General features: G+C 72.2%; 15 protein-coding genes. 7 read left to right on the top strand and 8 right to left on the bottom strand.

Going from position 1 to position 17,512, the window contains the following annotated elements:
* Positions 1–90: 90 nt before the first annotated feature.
* The gene (locus ACIO1C_RS35315) at positions 91–1,626 is read right to left on the bottom strand and encodes an aldehyde dehydrogenase (NADP(+)) (protein ID WP_401871764.1); all 1,536 of its coding nucleotides are present in this window, start codon (positions 1,624–1,626) and stop codon (positions 91–93) included.
* A gap of 170 nt (positions 1,627–1,796) precedes the next feature.
* Here ACIO1C_RS35315 and ACIO1C_RS35310 point away from each other — a divergent pair, with 170 nt between their 5' ends.
* Together ACIO1C_RS35310 and ACIO1C_RS35305 are read left to right on the top strand one after the other, a co-directional pair.
* On the top strand, positions 1,797–2,567 hold the full coding sequence (locus ACIO1C_RS35310) for an IclR family transcriptional regulator (protein WP_161312948.1): 771 nt from the start codon (positions 1,797–1,799) through the stop codon (positions 2,565–2,567).
* Positions 2,568–2,669: 102 nt separating this feature from the next.
* On the top strand, positions 2,670–4,118 hold the full coding sequence (locus ACIO1C_RS35305; RefSeq protein WP_401871761.1) for a penicillin-binding transpeptidase domain-containing protein: 1,449 nt from the start codon (positions 2,670–2,672) through the stop codon (positions 4,116–4,118).
* An 85-nt stretch (positions 4,119–4,203) separates the two neighbouring features.
* Here the strand turns inward: ACIO1C_RS35305 and ACIO1C_RS35300 are convergent, their stop codons facing one another.
* From ACIO1C_RS35300 to ACIO1C_RS35290, 3 genes are all read right to left on the bottom strand, one after another.
* On the bottom strand, positions 4,204–5,781 hold the full coding sequence (locus ACIO1C_RS35300; protein ID WP_401871759.1) for an amidase: 1,578 nt from the start codon (positions 5,779–5,781) through the stop codon (positions 4,204–4,206).
* Positions 5,778–6,080 (bottom strand): hypothetical protein, encoded by a 303-nt coding sequence (locus ACIO1C_RS35295; RefSeq protein ID WP_401871756.1) that lies wholly within the window; start codon positions 6,078–6,080, stop codon positions 5,778–5,780. The genes ACIO1C_RS35300 and ACIO1C_RS35295 overlap by 4 nt, the downstream gene beginning before the upstream one ends.
* A gap of 166 nt (positions 6,081–6,246) precedes the next feature.
* Positions 6,247–7,671 (bottom strand): NCS2 family permease, encoded by a 1,425-nt coding sequence (locus ACIO1C_RS35290; protein ID WP_401871754.1) that lies wholly within the window; start codon positions 7,669–7,671, stop codon positions 6,247–6,249.
* Between the two features lie 195 nt (positions 7,672–7,866).
* Between ACIO1C_RS35290 and ACIO1C_RS35285 the strand changes: the two genes are divergently transcribed.
* Positions 7,867–9,075, top strand: coding sequence for an MFS transporter (locus ACIO1C_RS35285; protein ID WP_401871752.1), 1,209 nt, complete (start codon positions 7,867–7,869; stop codon positions 9,073–9,075).
* A gap of 565 nt (positions 9,076–9,640) precedes the next feature.
* Here the strand turns inward: ACIO1C_RS35285 and ACIO1C_RS35280 are convergent.
* Positions 9,641–10,420, bottom strand: a complete 780-nt coding sequence (locus ACIO1C_RS35280) for an SDR family NAD(P)-dependent oxidoreductase (protein ID WP_401871749.1) — start codon at positions 10,418–10,420, stop codon at positions 9,641–9,643.
* Positions 10,421–10,519: 99 nt separating this feature from the next.
* On the opposite strand from ACIO1C_RS35280, the gene ACIO1C_RS35275 reads away from it, so the two are divergent.
* Both ACIO1C_RS35275 and ACIO1C_RS35270 read left to right on the top strand, forming a co-directional pair.
* Entirely contained in the window at positions 10,520–11,959 is a 1,440-nt protein-coding gene (locus ACIO1C_RS35275) for an alkaline phosphatase PhoX (RefSeq protein ID WP_401871746.1), read from the top strand.
* 119 nt (positions 11,960–12,078) lie between these two features.
* Positions 12,079–12,306 carry a hypothetical protein gene (locus tag ACIO1C_RS35270; protein WP_161311713.1) on the top strand — a complete coding sequence of 76 codons (228 nt, stop codon included), beginning with the start codon at positions 12,079–12,081 and terminating at the stop codon, positions 12,304–12,306.
* A gap of 112 nt (positions 12,307–12,418) precedes the next feature.
* Here the strand turns inward: ACIO1C_RS35270 and ACIO1C_RS35265 are convergent, their stop codons facing one another.
* The 3 genes from ACIO1C_RS35265 to ACIO1C_RS35255 form a co-directional block, all read right to left on the bottom strand.
* On the bottom strand, positions 12,419–13,615 hold the full coding sequence (locus ACIO1C_RS35265) for a TerD family protein (RefSeq protein WP_401871810.1): 1,197 nt from the start codon (positions 13,613–13,615) through the stop codon (positions 12,419–12,421).
* A 44-nt stretch (positions 13,616–13,659) separates the two neighbouring features.
* Positions 13,660–13,884, bottom strand: a complete 225-nt coding sequence (locus tag ACIO1C_RS35260) for a hypothetical protein (protein ID WP_401871743.1) — start codon at positions 13,882–13,884, stop codon at positions 13,660–13,662.
* An 80-nt stretch (positions 13,885–13,964) separates the two neighbouring features.
* Positions 13,965–14,774 (bottom strand): NAD-dependent epimerase/dehydratase family protein, encoded by an 810-nt coding sequence (locus ACIO1C_RS35255; RefSeq protein ID WP_401871807.1) that lies wholly within the window; start codon positions 14,772–14,774, stop codon positions 13,965–13,967.
* A 267-nt stretch (positions 14,775–15,041) separates the two neighbouring features.
* Between ACIO1C_RS35255 and ACIO1C_RS35250 the strand changes: the two genes are divergently transcribed.
* Entirely contained in the window at positions 15,042–16,007 is a 966-nt protein-coding gene (locus ACIO1C_RS35250; protein WP_401871741.1) for a 5-dehydro-4-deoxyglucarate dehydratase, read from the top strand.
* Positions 16,004–17,179 carry a hypothetical protein gene (locus tag ACIO1C_RS35245; protein ID WP_401871738.1) on the top strand — a complete coding sequence of 392 codons (1,176 nt, stop codon included), beginning with the start codon at positions 16,004–16,006 and terminating at the stop codon, positions 17,177–17,179. The genes ACIO1C_RS35250 and ACIO1C_RS35245 overlap by 4 nt, the downstream gene beginning before the upstream one ends.
* Positions 17,180–17,512 lie beyond the last annotated feature (333 nt).

Genomic DNA, 17,512 nt, shown 5'->3' with positions numbered 1-17,512 from the left:
GCGCACTCCGGTTGCGGTCCGGGTGCTGTTCGGGGGGACGTGCGTACGGCCGCCCACCGGCCACCGTACGTACGCGCGTCCCGCCCCGCCTCACCCCTGCGGCACGTCGTCCACCCGCCGCGGCAGCCCCAGCACGTTCTCGTCCCGCAGCTCCGGCGGCAGCAGCGCCGGCGGCGTCGACTGGTACGAGACCGGGCGCAGCCAGCGTTCGATCGCCGTCGCGCCCACCGAGGTCGACGTGGACGTCGTCGCCGGGTACGGGCCCCCGTGCTGCTGGGCCGGGGCCACCGCCACGCCCGTCGGCCAACCGTTGACCAGGACGCGGCCCGCCAGCGGGATCAGCTCGGCCAGCAGTTCGGCCGCGCCCGGCGCCGTGCCCTCGCCCTCCGCGTCCGACAGCTGGAGCGTCGCCGTGAGGTTGCCCGGCAGCCGGGACAGCACCGCGCCGATCTCGTCCGTCGAGGTGTAGCGCGCGACCACCGTCACCGGGCCGAAGCACTCCTCCAGCAGGAGGTCGTGCGGGCCGCCCTCCGCCGTGAGCAGTTCCGCCGGTACGGTCAGGAAGCCCGCGCTCACGGTGTGCTCGCCGCCCGCGCCGGGCGTGATCGGGGCGTCTACGCCGGGCAGCGCGGCCCGTTCCCGTACCCCCGAGACAAACGCGTCCCGCATCCGGTGGTCCAGCATCACGCCGGGTTCGGTCTCGCTGACGGCGCTGGTCAGGGTCTTCAGCAGGCTGTCCCCCGCCGCGCCCGCCGGCGCCAGGACGAAGCCCGGCTTGGTGCAGAACTGCCCCGCGCCCAGCGTCATCGAACCGGCCAGCCCCGCGCCGATCTGCTCCGCCCGCTCGGCCGCCGCCGCCTCGGTGATCACCACGGGGTTGAGGGAGCCCAGCTCGCCGTAGAAGGGGATCGGCGCGGGCCGGGCCGCCGCCGCGTCGAAGAGGGCGCGGCCGCCGCGGATCGAACCGGTGAAGCCGGCCGCCGACACCAGGGGGTGCTTGACCAGCTCGACGCCCGCCTCGAAGCCGTGGACGACGATCAGGACGTCCTCGTCCAGGCCCACCCGGACCGCCGCCCTGCGCAGCACGGACGCGCACAGCTCGGAGGTGCCGGGGTGGTCGGGGTGTGCCTTGACGACCACCGGGCAGCCGGCCGCCAGCGCGCTCGCGGTGTCGCCGCCGGGGACGGAGAAGGCGAGCGGGAAGTTGCTCGCCGAGTAGACGGCGACGACGCCCAGCGGCACCTTCCAGCGGCGCAGGTCGGGCCAGGGCGGGGTGCGGGTCGCGTCGGCGTGGTCGATGCGGATGTCGAGGAAGGCGCCCTCGTCCACCACCCCGGCGAAGGCGCGCAACTGGGCCGTCGTACGGGCGAGTTCGCCCCGCAGCCGGACCGGTCCGAGGGCCGTCTCGGCGTCCGCGGCCTCGATGACGTGCTCGACCGCCTCGTCGAGGAGGTCGGCGGCGGTACGGAGGAGGGCGGCGCGGACGGTGCGGTCGGCGAGCCCCGCTCCGGCGGCCCGCGCCCGGCGCACCGCGGAGTCGACCTCCTCGGCTGTCGCCTCGTCGGCAACCTGCTCGCGTGGGTTCCCCGTTCGGGGGTCGACACTCCAGACTGGTGCTGCTGTCACGACGGCTTCCTTCCCGGCCTTGCGAACCTCTGCCATCCACCAGGAATTGTTCGGTATTCTGAACACAGTTCCTGATAGTGAATCCACAGGGACTCTATTTCCGGGCGTTCTGTGTGGTCAAGAGCGGTCCGCCGGGCCGGAAGCCTGTCGGGCCGGAAGGGCGAGAAACGATGTCGGCTGCGGAATCCGGTGGGGCACAAGTCAAGTCGGCGGTCAGGACGGTGGAGCTGCTCGAATACTTCGCCGGACGGCCCGGCATGCACTCCCTCGCCGCCGTCCAGGAAGCGGTCGGCTACCCCAAGTCCAGCCTCTACATGCTGCTGCGCACGCTGGTCGAGCTGGGCTGGGTGGAGACGGACGCGACGGGGACGCGGTACGGCATCGGCGTACGGGCGCTGCTGGTCGGCACGTCGTACATCGACGGTGACGAGGTCGTCGCCGCGGCCCGCCCCACGCTGGACCGGCTCTCCGACGACACCACCGAGACCATCCACCTGGCGCGCCTGGACGGGACGAACGTGGTGTATCTCGCCACCCGCCAGTCCCAGCACTACCTGCGCCCCTTCACCCGCGTCGGCCGCCGGCTCCCCGCCCACTCGACCTCGCTCGGCAAGGCGCTGCTCGCCACCCACAGCGACGAGCAGGTCCGCAAGATGCTGCCCGAGACGCTGCCCGCGCTGACCGAGCACACGATCACCGACCGCGAGAAGCTCATCGAGGACCTGCGCCTCATCCGGGAGCAGGGTTACTCGGTGGACCGCGAGGAGAACACGCTCGGGCTGCGCTGCTTCGGCATCGCGATCCCGTACCGCACCCCGGCGCGGGACGCGATCAGCTGCTCGGTGCCGGTGGCGCGGCTGACCCCGGGGCACGAGCAGCTGATCAAGGACGCGCTGTTCGACGCCCGCGACCGGCTGACGCTCGCCACGCGACGGCTCTGACGGGCCCACCCGCTCCGGCGGCCCCCGCCACGACATGAAGAGTTCCTGAGAACGGCGGCCCGGGGGAACGCGGGCCGCCGTTCCGCTCGTCTCCCGTACGGGATGAACAAGACGATCAGACGCGCCTCGGTGTTCTGCCTGCTGCTGGTCCTCGCACTCCTCGTGCGCGTGACCTGGCTCCAGGCGTACGACGCCCGAGCCCTCGCGGACAGCAAGTACAACCAGCGGAAGACCATCGCGCAGTACGCGCAGCCACTGGGCGACATCGTCGTGGCCGGTTCACCGGTCACCGGGTCCGGACGGACCTCGGGCGGCGACCTCGCCTACAAGCGGACGTACACGGACGGCAAGCTCTACGCCGCCGTCACCGGATTCAGCTCGCAGGTGTACGGCTCCACCCAGCTGGAGGGCATCTACAGCGACGTCCTCGACGGCAAGGACCCCCGGCTGGGCAACCCGCTCGACGCGCTCACGGGGCAGCGGACCGAGCCCGGTGACGTGCTGACGACGATCGACCCCGGCGTGCAGAAGGCCGCGTACGACGCCCTCGGCGACAAGAAGGGCGCGGCGGTCGCGCTCGACCCGAAGACCGGCCGCGTGCTGGCGGTCGTCTCGACCCCGTCGTACGACCCCTCGACCATCAGCGGGACGACGGACGGCAAGGCCTGGCAGCAGCTGAGCGCGGACAAGGACATGCCGATGCTCAACCGCGCGCTGCGGCAGCCGCTGCCGCCCGGGTCGACGTTCAAGCTGGTCGTGGCGTCGGCGGCGCTGGAGGACGGGCTGTACGGCTCGGTGGACGTGCCGACGGACAGCCCGGACCCGTACACCCTGCCGGACACGACCACCGTGCTGCGCAACGAGAGCGCCTCCGACCCCTGCGAGAACGCGACGATCAGGAACGCGCTGCGCTACTCCTGCAACACGGTCTTCGCGAAGATGGCCGACGACCTGGGGCAGGACAAGGTCGCGGCGATGGCGAAGAAGTACGGCTTCGACAACGCGGCGCAGGACATGCCGGTGCGGGTGGCGAAGAGTGTCTACCCGACCGGCATGGACCGGGCGCAGACAGGCCTGTCGGGCATCGGCCAGTTCGACGTGACCGCGACCCCGCTCCAGATGGCGATGGTGTCGTCGGCGCTGGCGAACGACGGGCTGCTCGCGGCCCCGCACCTGGTGTCGAAGGTCGTGAACGGCGACGGCGACACCCTCCAGTCGTACAAGGACGCGGACACGACCCGGATCGTCTCCTCCTCCACCGCCGAACAGCTGCGCAGCGCGATGCAGACCGTGGTCGAGTCGGGTACGGGAACCAACGCGCGCGTGCCGGGCGCGGAGGTGGGCGGCAAGACCGGTACGGCGCAGCACGGCGTCGACAACAGCCAGACGCCGTACGCCTGGTTCACGTCGTACGCGAAGGACGGCACGACCGGGAACGAGGTGGCGGTCGCGGTGGTCGTGGAGGACTCGGACGCGGCGCGCGCGGAGGTCAGCGGCAACGGCCTGGCGGCGCCGGTGGCGCAGAAGATGATGGCGGCGGCTTTGAAATAACGGCCCCGGAACAGCCACCCGCGGGGGAACAGCCACCCGCGGGCCGTCTCCCCAGGGAGGTGACGACCCGCGGGCGGCGCTCACCTCACGCGCTCTGCGCCGCCGCCTCCTCCGCGCTCAGGCGCGGGCGCGGTGTGGCCGCCAGGCGCTTGCCCGCGGCGGCCGGTGACGGGTCGGCCGGGCGGCGGGTGTGCCAGTCGGTCACCGCCTGGTAGGCCGCCGCGACCTCCAGCAGCCGGTCCTCCTCGTACGGCTGACCGCCGAGGATGACGCCGGACGGTATCCCCGCCACGAACCCCGCGGGGAAGGCGATTTCGGGCAGGCCGAGGATGTCGAAGGGCACGGGACCCGTCTGGAGCAGGACGTCGCAGCGGGCCATGACCCCGTCGAGGACCTCACGCAGCAGATGGTTCTTGGCGCGCTGCGCGGTGATCCACTCGTCGCCGGAGAGCATCAGCCCCTGGAGCCAGCTGAGCAGCGAGACGCCGAACTTGGTGGGGTCCGCCTGGAGCCAGTGCCGGAACGGCTCGGTGCGCTCGGACAGCCGGGCGTCGTTGAACGTGCCGGTGAGCAGTCCCCAGTCGGCGGGATACGTGACGTCGACCAGTGTCACCCCCGGGATGGCGTCGAGCGTGGTGAGGAACGCCCGGCGCACGTCGGCGGCGCTGTTCAGGAAGTCCGCGGGCACCCCGATCCGGGTCGCGCGGCGCAGCTTCACCTTGCCCCGGGACAGGACAGGGGTGGCGGCCCGTACGAGATCCGGCAGGCGCGGCAGCCCGAGGGTGCGCGGGTCGGACGGGTCGGGGCCGGCCATGACGGAGAGCATGAGCGCGGCGTCCATGGCGTCGCGCGCCAGGGGTCCCGGGTGGTCGCGGGTGTACGAGAGGGGGATGACGCCGTGCGCGGAGACGCGGCCCATCGTGGGCTTGAGGCCGGTGAGGTTCTGCCGGTTGGAGGGCTGGACGATGGATCCGCCGGTCTGGGTGCCGATGGACGAGGAGGCCATCCGCCCGGCGACGGAGCAGGCGGGCCCGGTGGACGAACCGCCGGGATCGGTGGCGGGGTTGTCGGGGGTCCAGGCGTTGACGGTGGTGACGGTCCCGTTGGGGGTGGTCGCCCGGGTGGTGGCGAGCGGGCCCATCTGGCCCTTGCCCAGGACGATTCCGCCGGCGGCGGTGAGCCGGGCGACGGCGGTCGCGTCGTAGTCGGGGACGAAGTCCTCGAAGATGAGGGAGTTGCAGCGGGTCGGCACCCCGCGCGTGAAGTAGTTGTCCTTGACACAGAGCGGGATGCCGCTCAGCACGCCCCGTCTGCCTTCCCGGTCGGCCTTGCGGGCGGCGGTGAGCGCGCTCGCGCCGGTCACCACGGCGTACGCCTGGTACGTGGAGTCGAAGGCCTCTATCCGGTCGAGGTAGGCCTCCACGAGCGTCGCGGACTTCAGCTTGCGCTGCCGCATCAGGACGGCGGCCTCGGCGAGCGTCGCCTCGGTGGGATCGCGGCGGGCCGCGTCCCGTACGTGGATGTCGGGGACGTACGGCGCGGGCCCGGCGGCGGGCGCCGGGCTCGCGGCGGCGGGCGCGGCCAGGGCCGTACCCCCTACGACGGCCCCCGTCGCGGCGGCCGAACCGGCCAGGAAGACACGGCGGTTGAGGGTGCGGCTCATCGTCCGTCCGCCTTTCCGGTCCAGGCTTCCGTGATCGACGGGTAGAGCAGCGGCGGCGAGGCCTGCTGGGCGTGCTCCGGCGCGGGCGTGCCCGTCACGGGCGGCGCCCAGCCGCCGATGGCGGCCGGGGTCGAGGCGACGAAGGACCGCAGCGAGTTCAGGACCTGGGTGCGGGTGGGGACACCGGTCACGGGGTCGGGCTGTTCGGGCAGCAGGGTGAGGTCGAAGCCGGCCAGGGCGAGCCTGGTCCTGACGTAGGCGTCCAACTGCTCCTGAGTGGGCGGCTGTAGCTGGCTCAAGGGGAACCTCCGGGGTCACCGGGCCGTGCGAGGAAGTGCGGGGGGTGCAGTGCGCGACTCCATCACCCGTCGATGACTGCCTCGTTGAGCACACGCTTCACGTGCGTTACGTAGAACGCTCATGACCGGAGCGGCCGTTGCCGGCCGCCTCACCCCGTCACGCCGGTCAGCCGATCCACTGCTCGATCGGGTCGATCGCGAAGTAGACGACAAACAGGGCGGCGGTGGCCCAGAGCAGCCAGTGCACCTCACGCGCCTTGCCCAGCACCGTCTTGATGACGACGTACGCGACGAAGCCGGCGCCGATGCCGTTGGTGATGGAGTACGTGAACGGCATGACGGCGATCGTCAGGAAGGCCGGGACGGCGATCTCGTACTTCTCCCAGTCGATGTGCCGGACCTGCGACATCAGCAGGAAGCCCACCACGATGAGCGCGGGGGCCGCCGCCTGCGCCGGGACGACCAGCGCGAGCGGCGCCAGGAAGAGCGAGAGGCCGAACAGGGCGCCGGTGACGACCGAGGCGAAGCCGGTACGGGCGCCCTCGCCGACGCCCGCCGCCGATTCGATGTACGCGGTGTTGGAGGAGGCGGAGGCCGCGCCGCCCGCGACCGCCGCCGCGCCGTCGATGAGCAGGACACGGCCGAGGTTCGGGACCTTGCCGTTCTCGTCCAGGAGCCCGGCCTCGTTGGAGACGCCGACGACGGTGCCCATGGTGTCGAAGAAGTCGCTGAGGATGAGGGTGAAGACCAGCAGGACGAGGGTGACGACACCGATCTGCTGGAAGGCGCCGAAGAGGCTGAAGGAGCCGATGAGCCCGAAGTCCGGCGCGGCGACGAGGTCGTCGGGGACCGACGGCACGGTGAGCCCCCACGCGGCGGGCTTGATGTCGGCGATCTCGTTGATGACGACGGCGACGAGGGTCGTCACGACGATGCCGAGGAGGATCGCGCCCCTCACCTTGCGGGCCACCAGCGCGAGGGTGAGGAGCACCCCGAGGCAGAAGACCAGGACGGGCCAGCCCGAGAGGTGGCCGGTGGCGCCGAGCTGGACCGGTACGGAGCCGGTGTCGCCGGGGATCCGGGTGACGAAGCCCGCGTCGATGAAGCCGATGAAGGCGATGAAGAGCCCGATGCCGACGCTGATGGCCTGCTTGAGCGACTGCGGGATGGCGTTCATGACGGCCTCGCGCAGACCGGTGACAACCAGGACGCAGATCAGCAGCCCCTCCAGCACCACCAGGCCCATCGCGTCGGGCCAGCTCATCAGCGGGGCGAGCTGGAAGGCGACCACGGCGTTGAGGCCGAGGCCGGCCGCGATGGCGAGCGGCAGATTGCCGCCGAGCCCCATGATCGCGGTCATGACGGCGGCGACCAGCGCGGTGGCGGTGACCAGTTGGGGCCCGGAGAGGTGGGCGCCGAACTTGTCCTCGGCGCTGCCGAGGATGATCGGGTTGAGGACGAGGATGTAGGCCATCGTGAAGAACGTGGCGAAGCCGCCGCGTATCTCCCGTGCGTAGGTCGAACCCCGCTCGCTGATCTTGAAGTACCGGTCGACGGCACTGCCGTTCTCGTGTGTTGCCTGGCCTGACATGGGGCTCCTCGCCGGGGTCGGACGGTCGCGGGGGGTACGGGGGATTGTGCACCTGTCAGGAACGGTTCAGGTTTTCAGGGTGTTAAGCGTTGTCCGGCGCGACATCTTTCCGAGGCCCTTCTGAAGCCCTTCTGAGGTCGGGGATAGGGCGGTTGCCCCATGCCGGGGCACCTCCTCAGCCACCACCCTGGCGCCATGCGACGTAAAGAAGAACGTGGCGGCGGGGTCCTGCGGGACCGCGACGCGGGGCTGTACCTGGCCGGGGTGGTGGTGTCCGGGTTCGGCACCTCGGCGATGTGGCTGACCGCCGGGATCTGGGTCAAGTCCCTGACCGGCTCGGACAGTCTGGCGGCGCTGACCGTCTTCGCGATGTGGGCGCCGACCCTGGTGGGGCCGGTGCTGGGCGGGATCGCCGACCGGGTGCGGCGGCGGCCGCTGCTGATCGTCTGCAACCTGGGGATGGCGCTCCTGCTGACGACACTCCTCGCCGTCGACTCGGCGGACCGGATCTGGATCCTCTTCGGCGTGCTGTTCGTGTACGGGATGACCGGGGTGGTCATGGACGCGGCGGAGACGGCGCTGATCGCCGGGGTGGTCGACAAGCGGCTGCTGGGCGGGTTCAACGGGCTGCGGACGACGGCCAACGAGGGCATGAAGCTCCTGGCCCCGCTCGCGGGCGCGGCGCTGTACGCGCGGTTCGGCGGGGGTCCGGTGGCCCTCCTGGACGCGGCGACGTTCGCCTTGGCGGCGGGGCTGTTCGCGCGGATGCGGGTGCGGGAGGCCCCGCCCGTTCGCTTGCGCGGGGGCGGGCGGCGGTCCGCGACGGCGGAGGGGATACGGCGGCTGCGGGACACCCCGGCCGTAGGCCCCCTCGTGCTGGCCGCCGCGGTGACGATGCTGCTGGCGGGGCTCAACGGCGCGGTGATCTACGCGGTGGTCGACGAGGGCCTCGGCCGCTCCCCCGCGTACGTGGGCGTGCTGTACGCGGTGCAGGGCGCCGGGTCCGTCCTGATCGGCCTCCTGGCGGCCCCGTTGCTGCGCCACCTCCCGGAACGGGTGTTCGCGGCGGCGGGGATCGCGGTGTTCTCGGTATCCCTCGGGATACGGGCCCTCCCGTACGACGCGGCGGTCCTGGCGAGCGCGGCGGGGGTGGGGGCGGGGCTGCCGTGCGTCCTGATCGCGGCGATGACCGCGGTGCAGCGGGAGGTTCCGGCGGCGGTGCTGGGCCGCGTGTCCGCGACCGCGACGACGCTGATCTACGCGCCGAACGCGGTGGCGCTTGGGCTGGGCGCGGGGTTGGTGGCGTTCGTGGACGTGGGTGCGGTGCTGTTCGCGGCGTGTGGGGTTGGTCTGGCGTCGGCGTGGGCCGTTGTCCGCCGCCCGGTGGTGGGCGCGGCTTACTGATGTCCTCAATCGCCGGACGGGCTTGGGTGTGCCGTGGTGACGGGGGGCGGGGCCTCCGGAGGCACGTATGTCCGGACTGCATGTTTTACGTCGCGTTCAACCGGTCCAATTGATTAACGGTCGCCATGCGACACAAAACACGCTCTACGTCCGGACACACGCACCTCCTCCGACCCCACCCCCCTCACGCCGCCGGGAAAGTGAACGACTCCCCCCGCCCCGGAGCGGGCCAGGTAGTAGCGCGGGCCTGGAAGGGGGACGGGCAGGGGTCGTGTCCGGAACGTAAAGCGTGTTTTGTGTCGCATGGCGAACGTTGACCAAAACAAGGTGCTGAACGCGACGTAAAACATGCAGTGCAGGACACGACCCCTGCCCGGCCCCCGGCAACAACCCGCACCCGAAAAGCCGGGCCGCAGCGGGCAAAATCAAGCCCGTCCGGCGATTGAGGACATCAGTAACCCGCGCCCGCGCACCGGGCAGAGGCCAAAACCAAGCCCGTCCGGCGATTGAGGACGCAGTAAGCCGCGCCGCCCACCGGGGGCAGACGCCCAAGACACCGCAACCCTCACCGGAGGTGCGCCGCTCCGTTGAGGTCCAGCACAGCCCCCGACGACCACTCCGCCCCCGGCGACGCCAGCCAGAGCACCGCCGACGCCACCTCCCCCACCCTCCCCACCCGCCCGAACGGACTCTGCGCCCGGATCCCGTCGCCCTCCGGGCCCGACAACCGCCCTGCCACCCGTTCCGTCTCGAAGAAGCCCGGAGCCACCGACGCCACCCCGATGCCGTACGGCGCCAGGGAGACCGCCAAGGACTGGCCCAGCGCGTGCACCGCCGCCTTCGTCGCGCCGTAGGCGGGGTGGTCCGGCTCGCCCCGGTACGCCCCGCGTGAGCCGATGTTCACGATCCGCCCCGCCACCCCCCGGTCGATCATGCCCCGCGCCGCCCGATGGCTGAGCAGCGCCGTCGCGAGGACGTTCACGGACAGGTGGCGCTGCCAGATCTCCGTCCACTCCTCGTACGACGTCGTGGGCAACGGATGCCGTTCGTTGACCGCCGCGTTGTTGACCAGGACGTCGATCCCGCCCATCGCGTCCGCCGCCTCGTCGGCGATCCGTGCCGCCTCCGCCGGGTCGGAGAGGTCACCGCCGACCAGCACGTGCCCCGTACCGTCCAGGGACTCCAGGGTGAGCCGGGCGTCGGCGGCGCGGGTCCCGTGGTGGACGGCGACCACGTCGCCGTTGGCGGCGAAGGCCCGGGCGACCGCGCGGCCCAGCCCGCGCGAGGCCCCGCTGACGAACACACGACGGCCACTCGCGGGCAGGGAAGTCACCGGCAGGTTCATGGACGCGGGCCTTTCGAACGTCGGACGCTGTTCAACCGCTGTTTATACGCGCACGCGAGGGTGTCCCCCCAAACCCCGCCCCACGCCCAGGAGGCCGCGATGCCGCTGACCCGCAGGGAATTCTCCGGGAAGTCCGCCCGCTCCGGCGCGGGCCTCGCCCTCACCGGCGCCGGCCTCGTCCTCACGGGCGCCGCCGGAGCCCTCGCGACCGCCCCCGGCGCCCTCGCCGCCGAGGACGCGCCGGAGGTGTCCTGCGGACCCGCGCCGCAGCCGGGGTACGGGCCGCTGCTCCCCGACCCCGCCGGGATGCTCGCGCTGCCGGAGGGGTTCTCGTACCGCGTCCTCACCCACAGCGGGGTCACCCGCCTGGAGACCGGCGAGTTCACGCCGTCGGACCACGACGGCACCGCCACGTTCGACGGCCCGCGCGGTACGACGCTGCTGGTCAACAACCACGAGCTGGACGGGCCGCGCTCCGACTACCCGTACCCCGTGCCGCTGACCGAGGGTCTGGTGTACGACCCGGCCGCGGCCGGCGGCTGCACCGTCGTCGAGGCGCACCGCGACGGCCGTACCGCCGAGTGGGTCGGCATCGCCGGCACCTCCACGAACTGCGCGGGCGGGCGGACCCCGTGGGGCACGTGGCTGACGTGCGAGGAGAACGCCGACCGGGCCGGCCAGAACGGGATGACCAAGGACCACGGCTTTGTCTTCGAGGTCGACCCGTACGACCGCCGGGCCAACCGCGACCCCCGGCCGGTCAGGGCGTTCGGCCGGTTCGAGCACGAGGCCGTCGTGGTGGACCCGCGGACCGGACACGCCTATCTGACGGAGGACGCGGACGGCCCCAACGGGCTGCTCTACCGCTGGGTCCCGCCGAAGGGCTTCGAGCACGGCCGGGGCCGGCTCCGTCACCTCGCCGACGACGCGGGGGTGCTCCAGGCTCCGCGCTGCTTCGACGCGGGCGGGCGGTTCGTGGACGACCTCTCGCGCGCGACGAAGATCGGCACGGTCTACGGCGTGGACTGGCTGGAGGTGCCGGACCGGCAGGCGCGGACCGTCGAGGTCCGTGAGCAGTTCGACGACGGGGACGTGACCCGCGCCAGGAAGCTGGAGGGCATGTGGTGGGCGGACGGGGGCGCGTACGTCGTCTCCTCGTACGCCCGTGACGAGAGCCCCGGGCGCCCGCACGACGGGCAGGTGTGGTTCTACGACCCCCGGCGGCGGACGCTCACCCTCAAGGTGCTGCTGGGGGTCAACGCGGATCCGGACCGGGACGGGGCCTTCGACGGCCCGGACAACATCACCGTCTCGCCGTACGGCGGGCTGGTCCTCGCGGAGGACGGCGAGGGTGTCCAGCATCTCTTCGGGGCGACGGAGAGCGGGGTGACGTACCCCATCGCGCGCAACGACCTCAACGACAGCGAGTTCACGGGTGTCGTGTTCTCGCCGGACGGCGCCGTCCTGTACGCCAACATCCAGGAGCCGGGGATCATGCTGGCCGTCACGGGCCCCTGGCGGCGTTCGCCCCGGCGCTGACCGGACGGCCCGCGCGGGGCTCCGGGCACCCCCGGCAGAGCCCTGGAACGGGTGATCCGGCGGGCCGGTCGGCGGTCGGGCATGGCGCGGCGGGGCCCCTTGGGCGCATACTCCAAGTAATGACAAAGTCAGCCGGATCCCGGCGCCACCTGCCGTCCAGTCCCTTCAACCGCCAAGGCCCGGCCTCACCCCCGCCCGAGCAGTTCGATGTCGGAGACCGCGTCTCCCACGACCAGTTCGGGCTGGGAAGAGTCATCGGAGTCGAGGGCGAACACGCCGTGCTCATCGATTTCTCGGGGCGCCAGGGAAGGATCCTGACCCCCTTTTCCAAACTGACCAAGCTCTGAAGCGGAGCCTGGAGAAGGCCGAGCCCCCGGGCCGCCGCCGGTCGTAGAGACCGCGGCGGCCCGCTGGGCGTTCCGGACGCCGTCCTGGCACTCCCAAGACGGCCCCCCGGACTCAGAGGATCTTCGCCGCGGGCTTCACCATGCCGCGGACCGTACGGGACTTCACGAACTCCCCGAGGCCGGTCATCTCCCACTCGCCGGAGAACTGCTTGATCAGCTTCGCCATCAACACGCCGGTCTGGGGCTCGGCGCCGGTCAGGTCGAAGCGGACCAGCTCCTCGTCCGTGGCCGCGTCGATCAGCCGGCAGTAGGCCTTGGCCACCTCGTTGAACTTCTGGCCCGTGAACGAGTTCACGGTGAAGACCAGGCCGGTCGCCTCTGCGGGCAGCCGGCCGAGGTCGACGACGATCACCTCGTCGTCCCCCGCACCCTCTCCGGTGAGGTTGTCCCCGGAGTGCTTGATCGCGCCGTTGAGGATGGACAGCCGGCCGAAGTAGCAGCTGTCCAGGTGTTTGCGGTCGGGGCCGTAGGCGATGACGGAGGCGTCGAGGTCGATGTCCTTGCCGCCGTACGCCGGCTCCCAGCCGAGGCCCATCTTGACCTTGCTGAGGAGCGGGCGGCCGCCCTTGACCAGAGAGACGGTCTGGTTCTTCTGGAGGCTGACGCGGCCCTTGTCGAGGTTGATCTTGCCGGAGCCGGGCGCGGAGGGCGCCGGGGCCTGCGGTGCGGGCGGGGCCGCGGGGGCGGGGGGAGCGGCCACGCGCGGGTCGGCCGCGCGCGCGGGCGGGGCCTGTGCCGGGGCGGACGCGGCGGCGGGCTCCTCCACGGAGACGCCGAAGTCGGTGGCGATCCCGGCCAGCCCGTTCGCGTACCCCTGGCCCACGGCGCGGACCTTCCAGGCGCCGTTACGCAGGTAGACCTCGACGATCACCAGCGCGGTCTCGGCGCCGAGCTGCGGGGGTGTGAAGGTGGCCAGCACGCTGCCGTCGGCCGCGTTGCGGACCGTCGCCGTGGGCTCGATGCCCTGGAAGCTCTGCCCCGCCGCGTCCGGGCTCGCCGTGACGACGATCTTCTCGATGCCGGCCGGCACGGCGCTGGTGTCGACGACGATGGCGTCCGGCGCCGTGCCGCCGCCCGAGCGGTAGCTCACGCCGGGGCCCGCGGGCTGGTTGTAGAAGATGAAGTCGTCGTCGGAGCGCACCTTGCCGTCGGCGGTGAGCAGCAGGCCCGATACGTCGAGCCGCACCGGAGCGGTGACGTCCACGGCCACGTGGGCGGTGGGAAGAGAGATGTTCGAGCCGGGGGTCATAGCGGTCATGCCGTCGTAACGAGCGACCTGGCTTTGCCGTTCCCTTACCTACGCCGATTGCGCGAATGTTCGCGCGCGACGCGCTCGTTCCCGAACTTGTACGCGCCCGTCCAGCGGGCCATGACGAGCTGGGCGTCGCCCTGCTCCACCTCGGCCAGGAACTTCTCCGCCCGGGCGCCGCGCAGCGTCGCGGCGGCGCGCCCGCGGTGGGTGATGACGACCGTGCCGTCACCCCGCCGCTCGTAGCTGAATCCGAAGGGCCTGGGCATACCGCCATGGTCCCCGTACGGCCCGCCGCTGTCGCCCGGATTTCGGCGAGCGCCCGGCCCGGCGGGGGCCGCCGCCGGCGTCAGTGGGGCCACTGCGGCGGGTGCGTCGTGAAGTGCCCGCCCAGGTGTGCGTGGTCCGGGTTGGCCGGGTCCAGTTCGCCCTGCTCGGCGATGAGCTTCGCGGCGTACGGCTCCGAGTCGTCCTGGGGGTCGTAACCGAGGGCCCGCGCGCCGGAGAGGTCCCACCACAGCCGGGTGTTGGCGGAGGAGCCGTACACGACGGTGTGGCCGACGTCCTCGGCGGTGAGCGCGGCGTGGAAGAGCCGGGCGCCGTCGGCGGGACTCATCCATACGGACAGCATCCGTACGGAGGCCGGCTCGGCGAAGCAGGAGCCGATCCGGACGGAGACGGTCTCCATGCCGTGCAGGTCCCAGTAGAGCTGCGCGAGATCCTCGCCGAAGCACTTGGAGAGGCCGTAGTACGTGTCGGGCCTGCGCGGGGTGTCGACCGGGATCAGCGGGTCGTCGCCCTGGGGGCGCGGGGTGAAGCCGACCGCGTGGTTGCTGGAGGCGAAGACCGTGCGCGGGATCCCGGCCGCGCGGGCCGCCTCGTACAGGTTGTACGTCCCCTCGATGTTGGCCTTGAGGATCTTGTCGAAAGAGGCTTCCAGGGAGATGCCCGCGAGGTGGATGATCGCGTCGACACCGTCCACGGCCTCGCGCAGCGCGTCCTTGTCCGCCAGATCGGCCGTGAGGGCTCCCGGCTCGCCCTCGACGGGCCGGGAGTCGAAGAGGCGCAGTTCGTAGCCGTACGCGGGCAGCAGGCCCCGCATCAGGGTGCCGAGGCCGCCGGCGGCGCCGGTGAGCAGGACGGTGCGGGGTGCGGGCATGAACGCGGTCTCCTCGGCGGTACGGTCCGCGGCCTGTCGCCAGGACTCAGATCCGTAGACGGACTTCACATGCGTGAACACGCTAAGGAGTGTCCCTCCGTACCGTCAAGTCTTGCGCGGCGGGGAGTGATCCGCCTCCTGGTTGCTGTTTCCTGTCTTGACCTGCGCCGCGCGGCTGCCCTAGCGTGGTCGTGTTCAGAGATATGGACATCGATCAGAATTGTGCACGGGCGGTGAGCGCCCGGTGCACGGCCCAGGGAGCGCCCCGTGACCTCAGCCCCGCTCGCCGCCCGACTCACCCGAGTGGAGGGGCCGCTGTTCTTCCCCGTCACCGCGTACGGTCCCGACGGCACACTCGACCTCGACGCGTTCCGCGCGCACGTCAGAGGGGGCGTCGACGCGGGAGCCGCAGCGGTGTTCGCCTGCTGCGGCACGGGCGAGTTCCACGCCCTCACCCCCGAGGAGTTCCGCGACTGCGTCGCCGCCGCTGTGGAGGAGACCGCAGGCGAAGTGCCCGTCGTGGCCGGCGCCGGCTACGGCACCGCCCTCGCGATCCAGTACGCGAAGCTCGCCGAGGAGGCCGGCGCGGACGGACTGCTCGCCATGCCGCCCTACCTGGTCGTCGCCGACCAGGAGGGCCTGCTGCGCCACTACACCGAGCTGGCCGGGGCCACCTCGCTGGAGACCATCGTCTACCAGCGGGACAACGCCGTCTTCACCCCCGAGACCGCCGTCGCGCTCGCCCAGGTGGACGGCGTCATCGGCCTCAAGGACGGCTTCGGCGACCTCGACCTGATGCAGCGGATCGTCAGCACCGTCCGCCGCGAGCTGCCCGGGCGGGAGTTCCTCTACTTCAACGGGCTGCCCACCGCCGAACTCACCGGACTCGCCTACCGCGGCATCGGCATCACCCTGTACTCCTCCGCCGTCTTCGCCTTCGCCCCCGACATCGCCCTCGCCTTCCACCGGGCGCTGAACAGCGGCGACGACGCGACGGCCAACCGGCTCCTCGACGGCTTCTACGTGCCGCTGGTCGAACTGCGCAACCAGGGGCGCGGATACGCCGTCTCGCTGGTCAAGGCCGGGGTACGGCTCGGGGGGCTCGACGTCGGCGAGGTGCGGCCGCCGCTGAGCGAACCGCTCGGGTTGCACGTCAAGGAACTGGCCGAGCTCATCGAACGGGGCCGCGCGCTGCTGGCGGACGCCACCCCCGGCACCGGGGCCGACGCGTGAAGACCTCCGCGTTCCTCTACCCCTGGGACGTGGTGGGCGACCCGGACGCCGCGCGCCGGATCGCGGACCTCGGCGTCCAGCAGGTCACGCTGGCCTCCGCGTACCACTCCACCCGCGCGCTGACCCCGCGCCACCCGCGCCACCGGATCGTCACGGCCGAACACGCGTCGGTCCTCTACCCCGTGGACGAGGCCCGCTGGGCGGGGCGCGAGCTGCGGCCGTACGCGGCCGGGGCCTGGGCGCCGGGCGACGCGTACGGCGAGGCGGCGGCGGCGCTCGCCGACGCGGGCCTGGAGGTGCACAGTTGGGTGGTCCTCGCGCACAACTCCCGCCTGGGCGCGGAGCGTCCCGACACGTCCGTGGTCAACGCGTACGGCGACCGCTACCCCTGGGCGCCCTGCATCGCCCGGCCCGCCGTCGCCGCGTACCTGGTCTCGCTGGCGGCGGAGGCGGCGGTACGGCCCGGGGCGGGCGGCACGGAGCTGGAGTCGTGCGGCTGGTACGGGCTGGCGCACCTGCACGCGCACGACAAGATCGCGGGCGTGGGCCTGGGCGACGCGGCGCAGTACCTGATGTCGCTGTGCTTCTGCGACGTGTGCGGGGCGGGGTACGCGGGGCTGGGCGTTTCGCCCGAGGACTTGGCGGCGGCGGTGCGGGGAGCGCTTCGGCCCGTCTGGGGCGGTTCTGACGTGGCCGCGGCGGAGGGTGTGGCGGGCATCGAGAAGCTCCTCGGCGCGGAGCTGGCGGCCGTCACCCTCGAATGGCGTGGCGGGGTCGCCCGTACGCTCCAGGAGTCGGCGGTCGCGGCGGTGCGGGCCGCGGGCGGCCCGGGCTTCCAGGTGCTGCTGCACGCGGATCCGGTGCCGTACCACACGGGCGCGAACGCCGGCGTCGAACCGGCGCACATCCTGGGTGTGGCGGACGGGGTGGTCCTGCCGTGCACGGGCGGCGCGGCGGGACGCTTGCTGCCGGCGTTCACGCCCCACGCCGTCGGGTCGTCCGTGCTCGCGGCGAACTTCACCGTGGTGAGCGGGATGGGGGGCGCGCCGGGGACGCTGGAGCGGGACGCTTCGCTGGCGCGGGCGCTGGGCGCGACGGAGCTGCGCCTGTACCACGCGGGGCTGGCGTCTGCGGTGGACTTGGCGGCGGTGTCGTCGGCCTTGCGTCGGTGACCGTTGCGGTCACTGTTGTCCTCAATCGCCGGACGGGCGTTCTGGGGCCGGTGGGCCACGCGTTCTCGGTGACCGCGTTGCGGTCCGTGTTGTCCTCAATCGCCGGACGGGCTTGATTTTGCCCGCTGCGGGCCGGATTCTCATCCGCGGGTCGTCGCCGGGGGCCGGGCAGGGGCCGTGTCCTGCACTGCATGTTTTACGTCGCGTTCAACGACTTGTATTGGTCAACGATCGCCACGCGACACAAAACACGCTCTACGTTCCGGACACGACCCCTGCCCGTCCCCCTTCCAGGCCCGCGCCAAAACAACCCGGCCCGCTCCGGGTCTTTAA

This window comes from Streptomyces sp. NPDC087420 (genome assembly GCF_044744165.1).
Lineage (GTDB): Bacteria > Actinomycetota > Actinomycetes > Streptomycetales > Streptomycetaceae > Streptomyces.
This window is presented reverse-complemented; position numbering and strand designations above follow the sequence as displayed.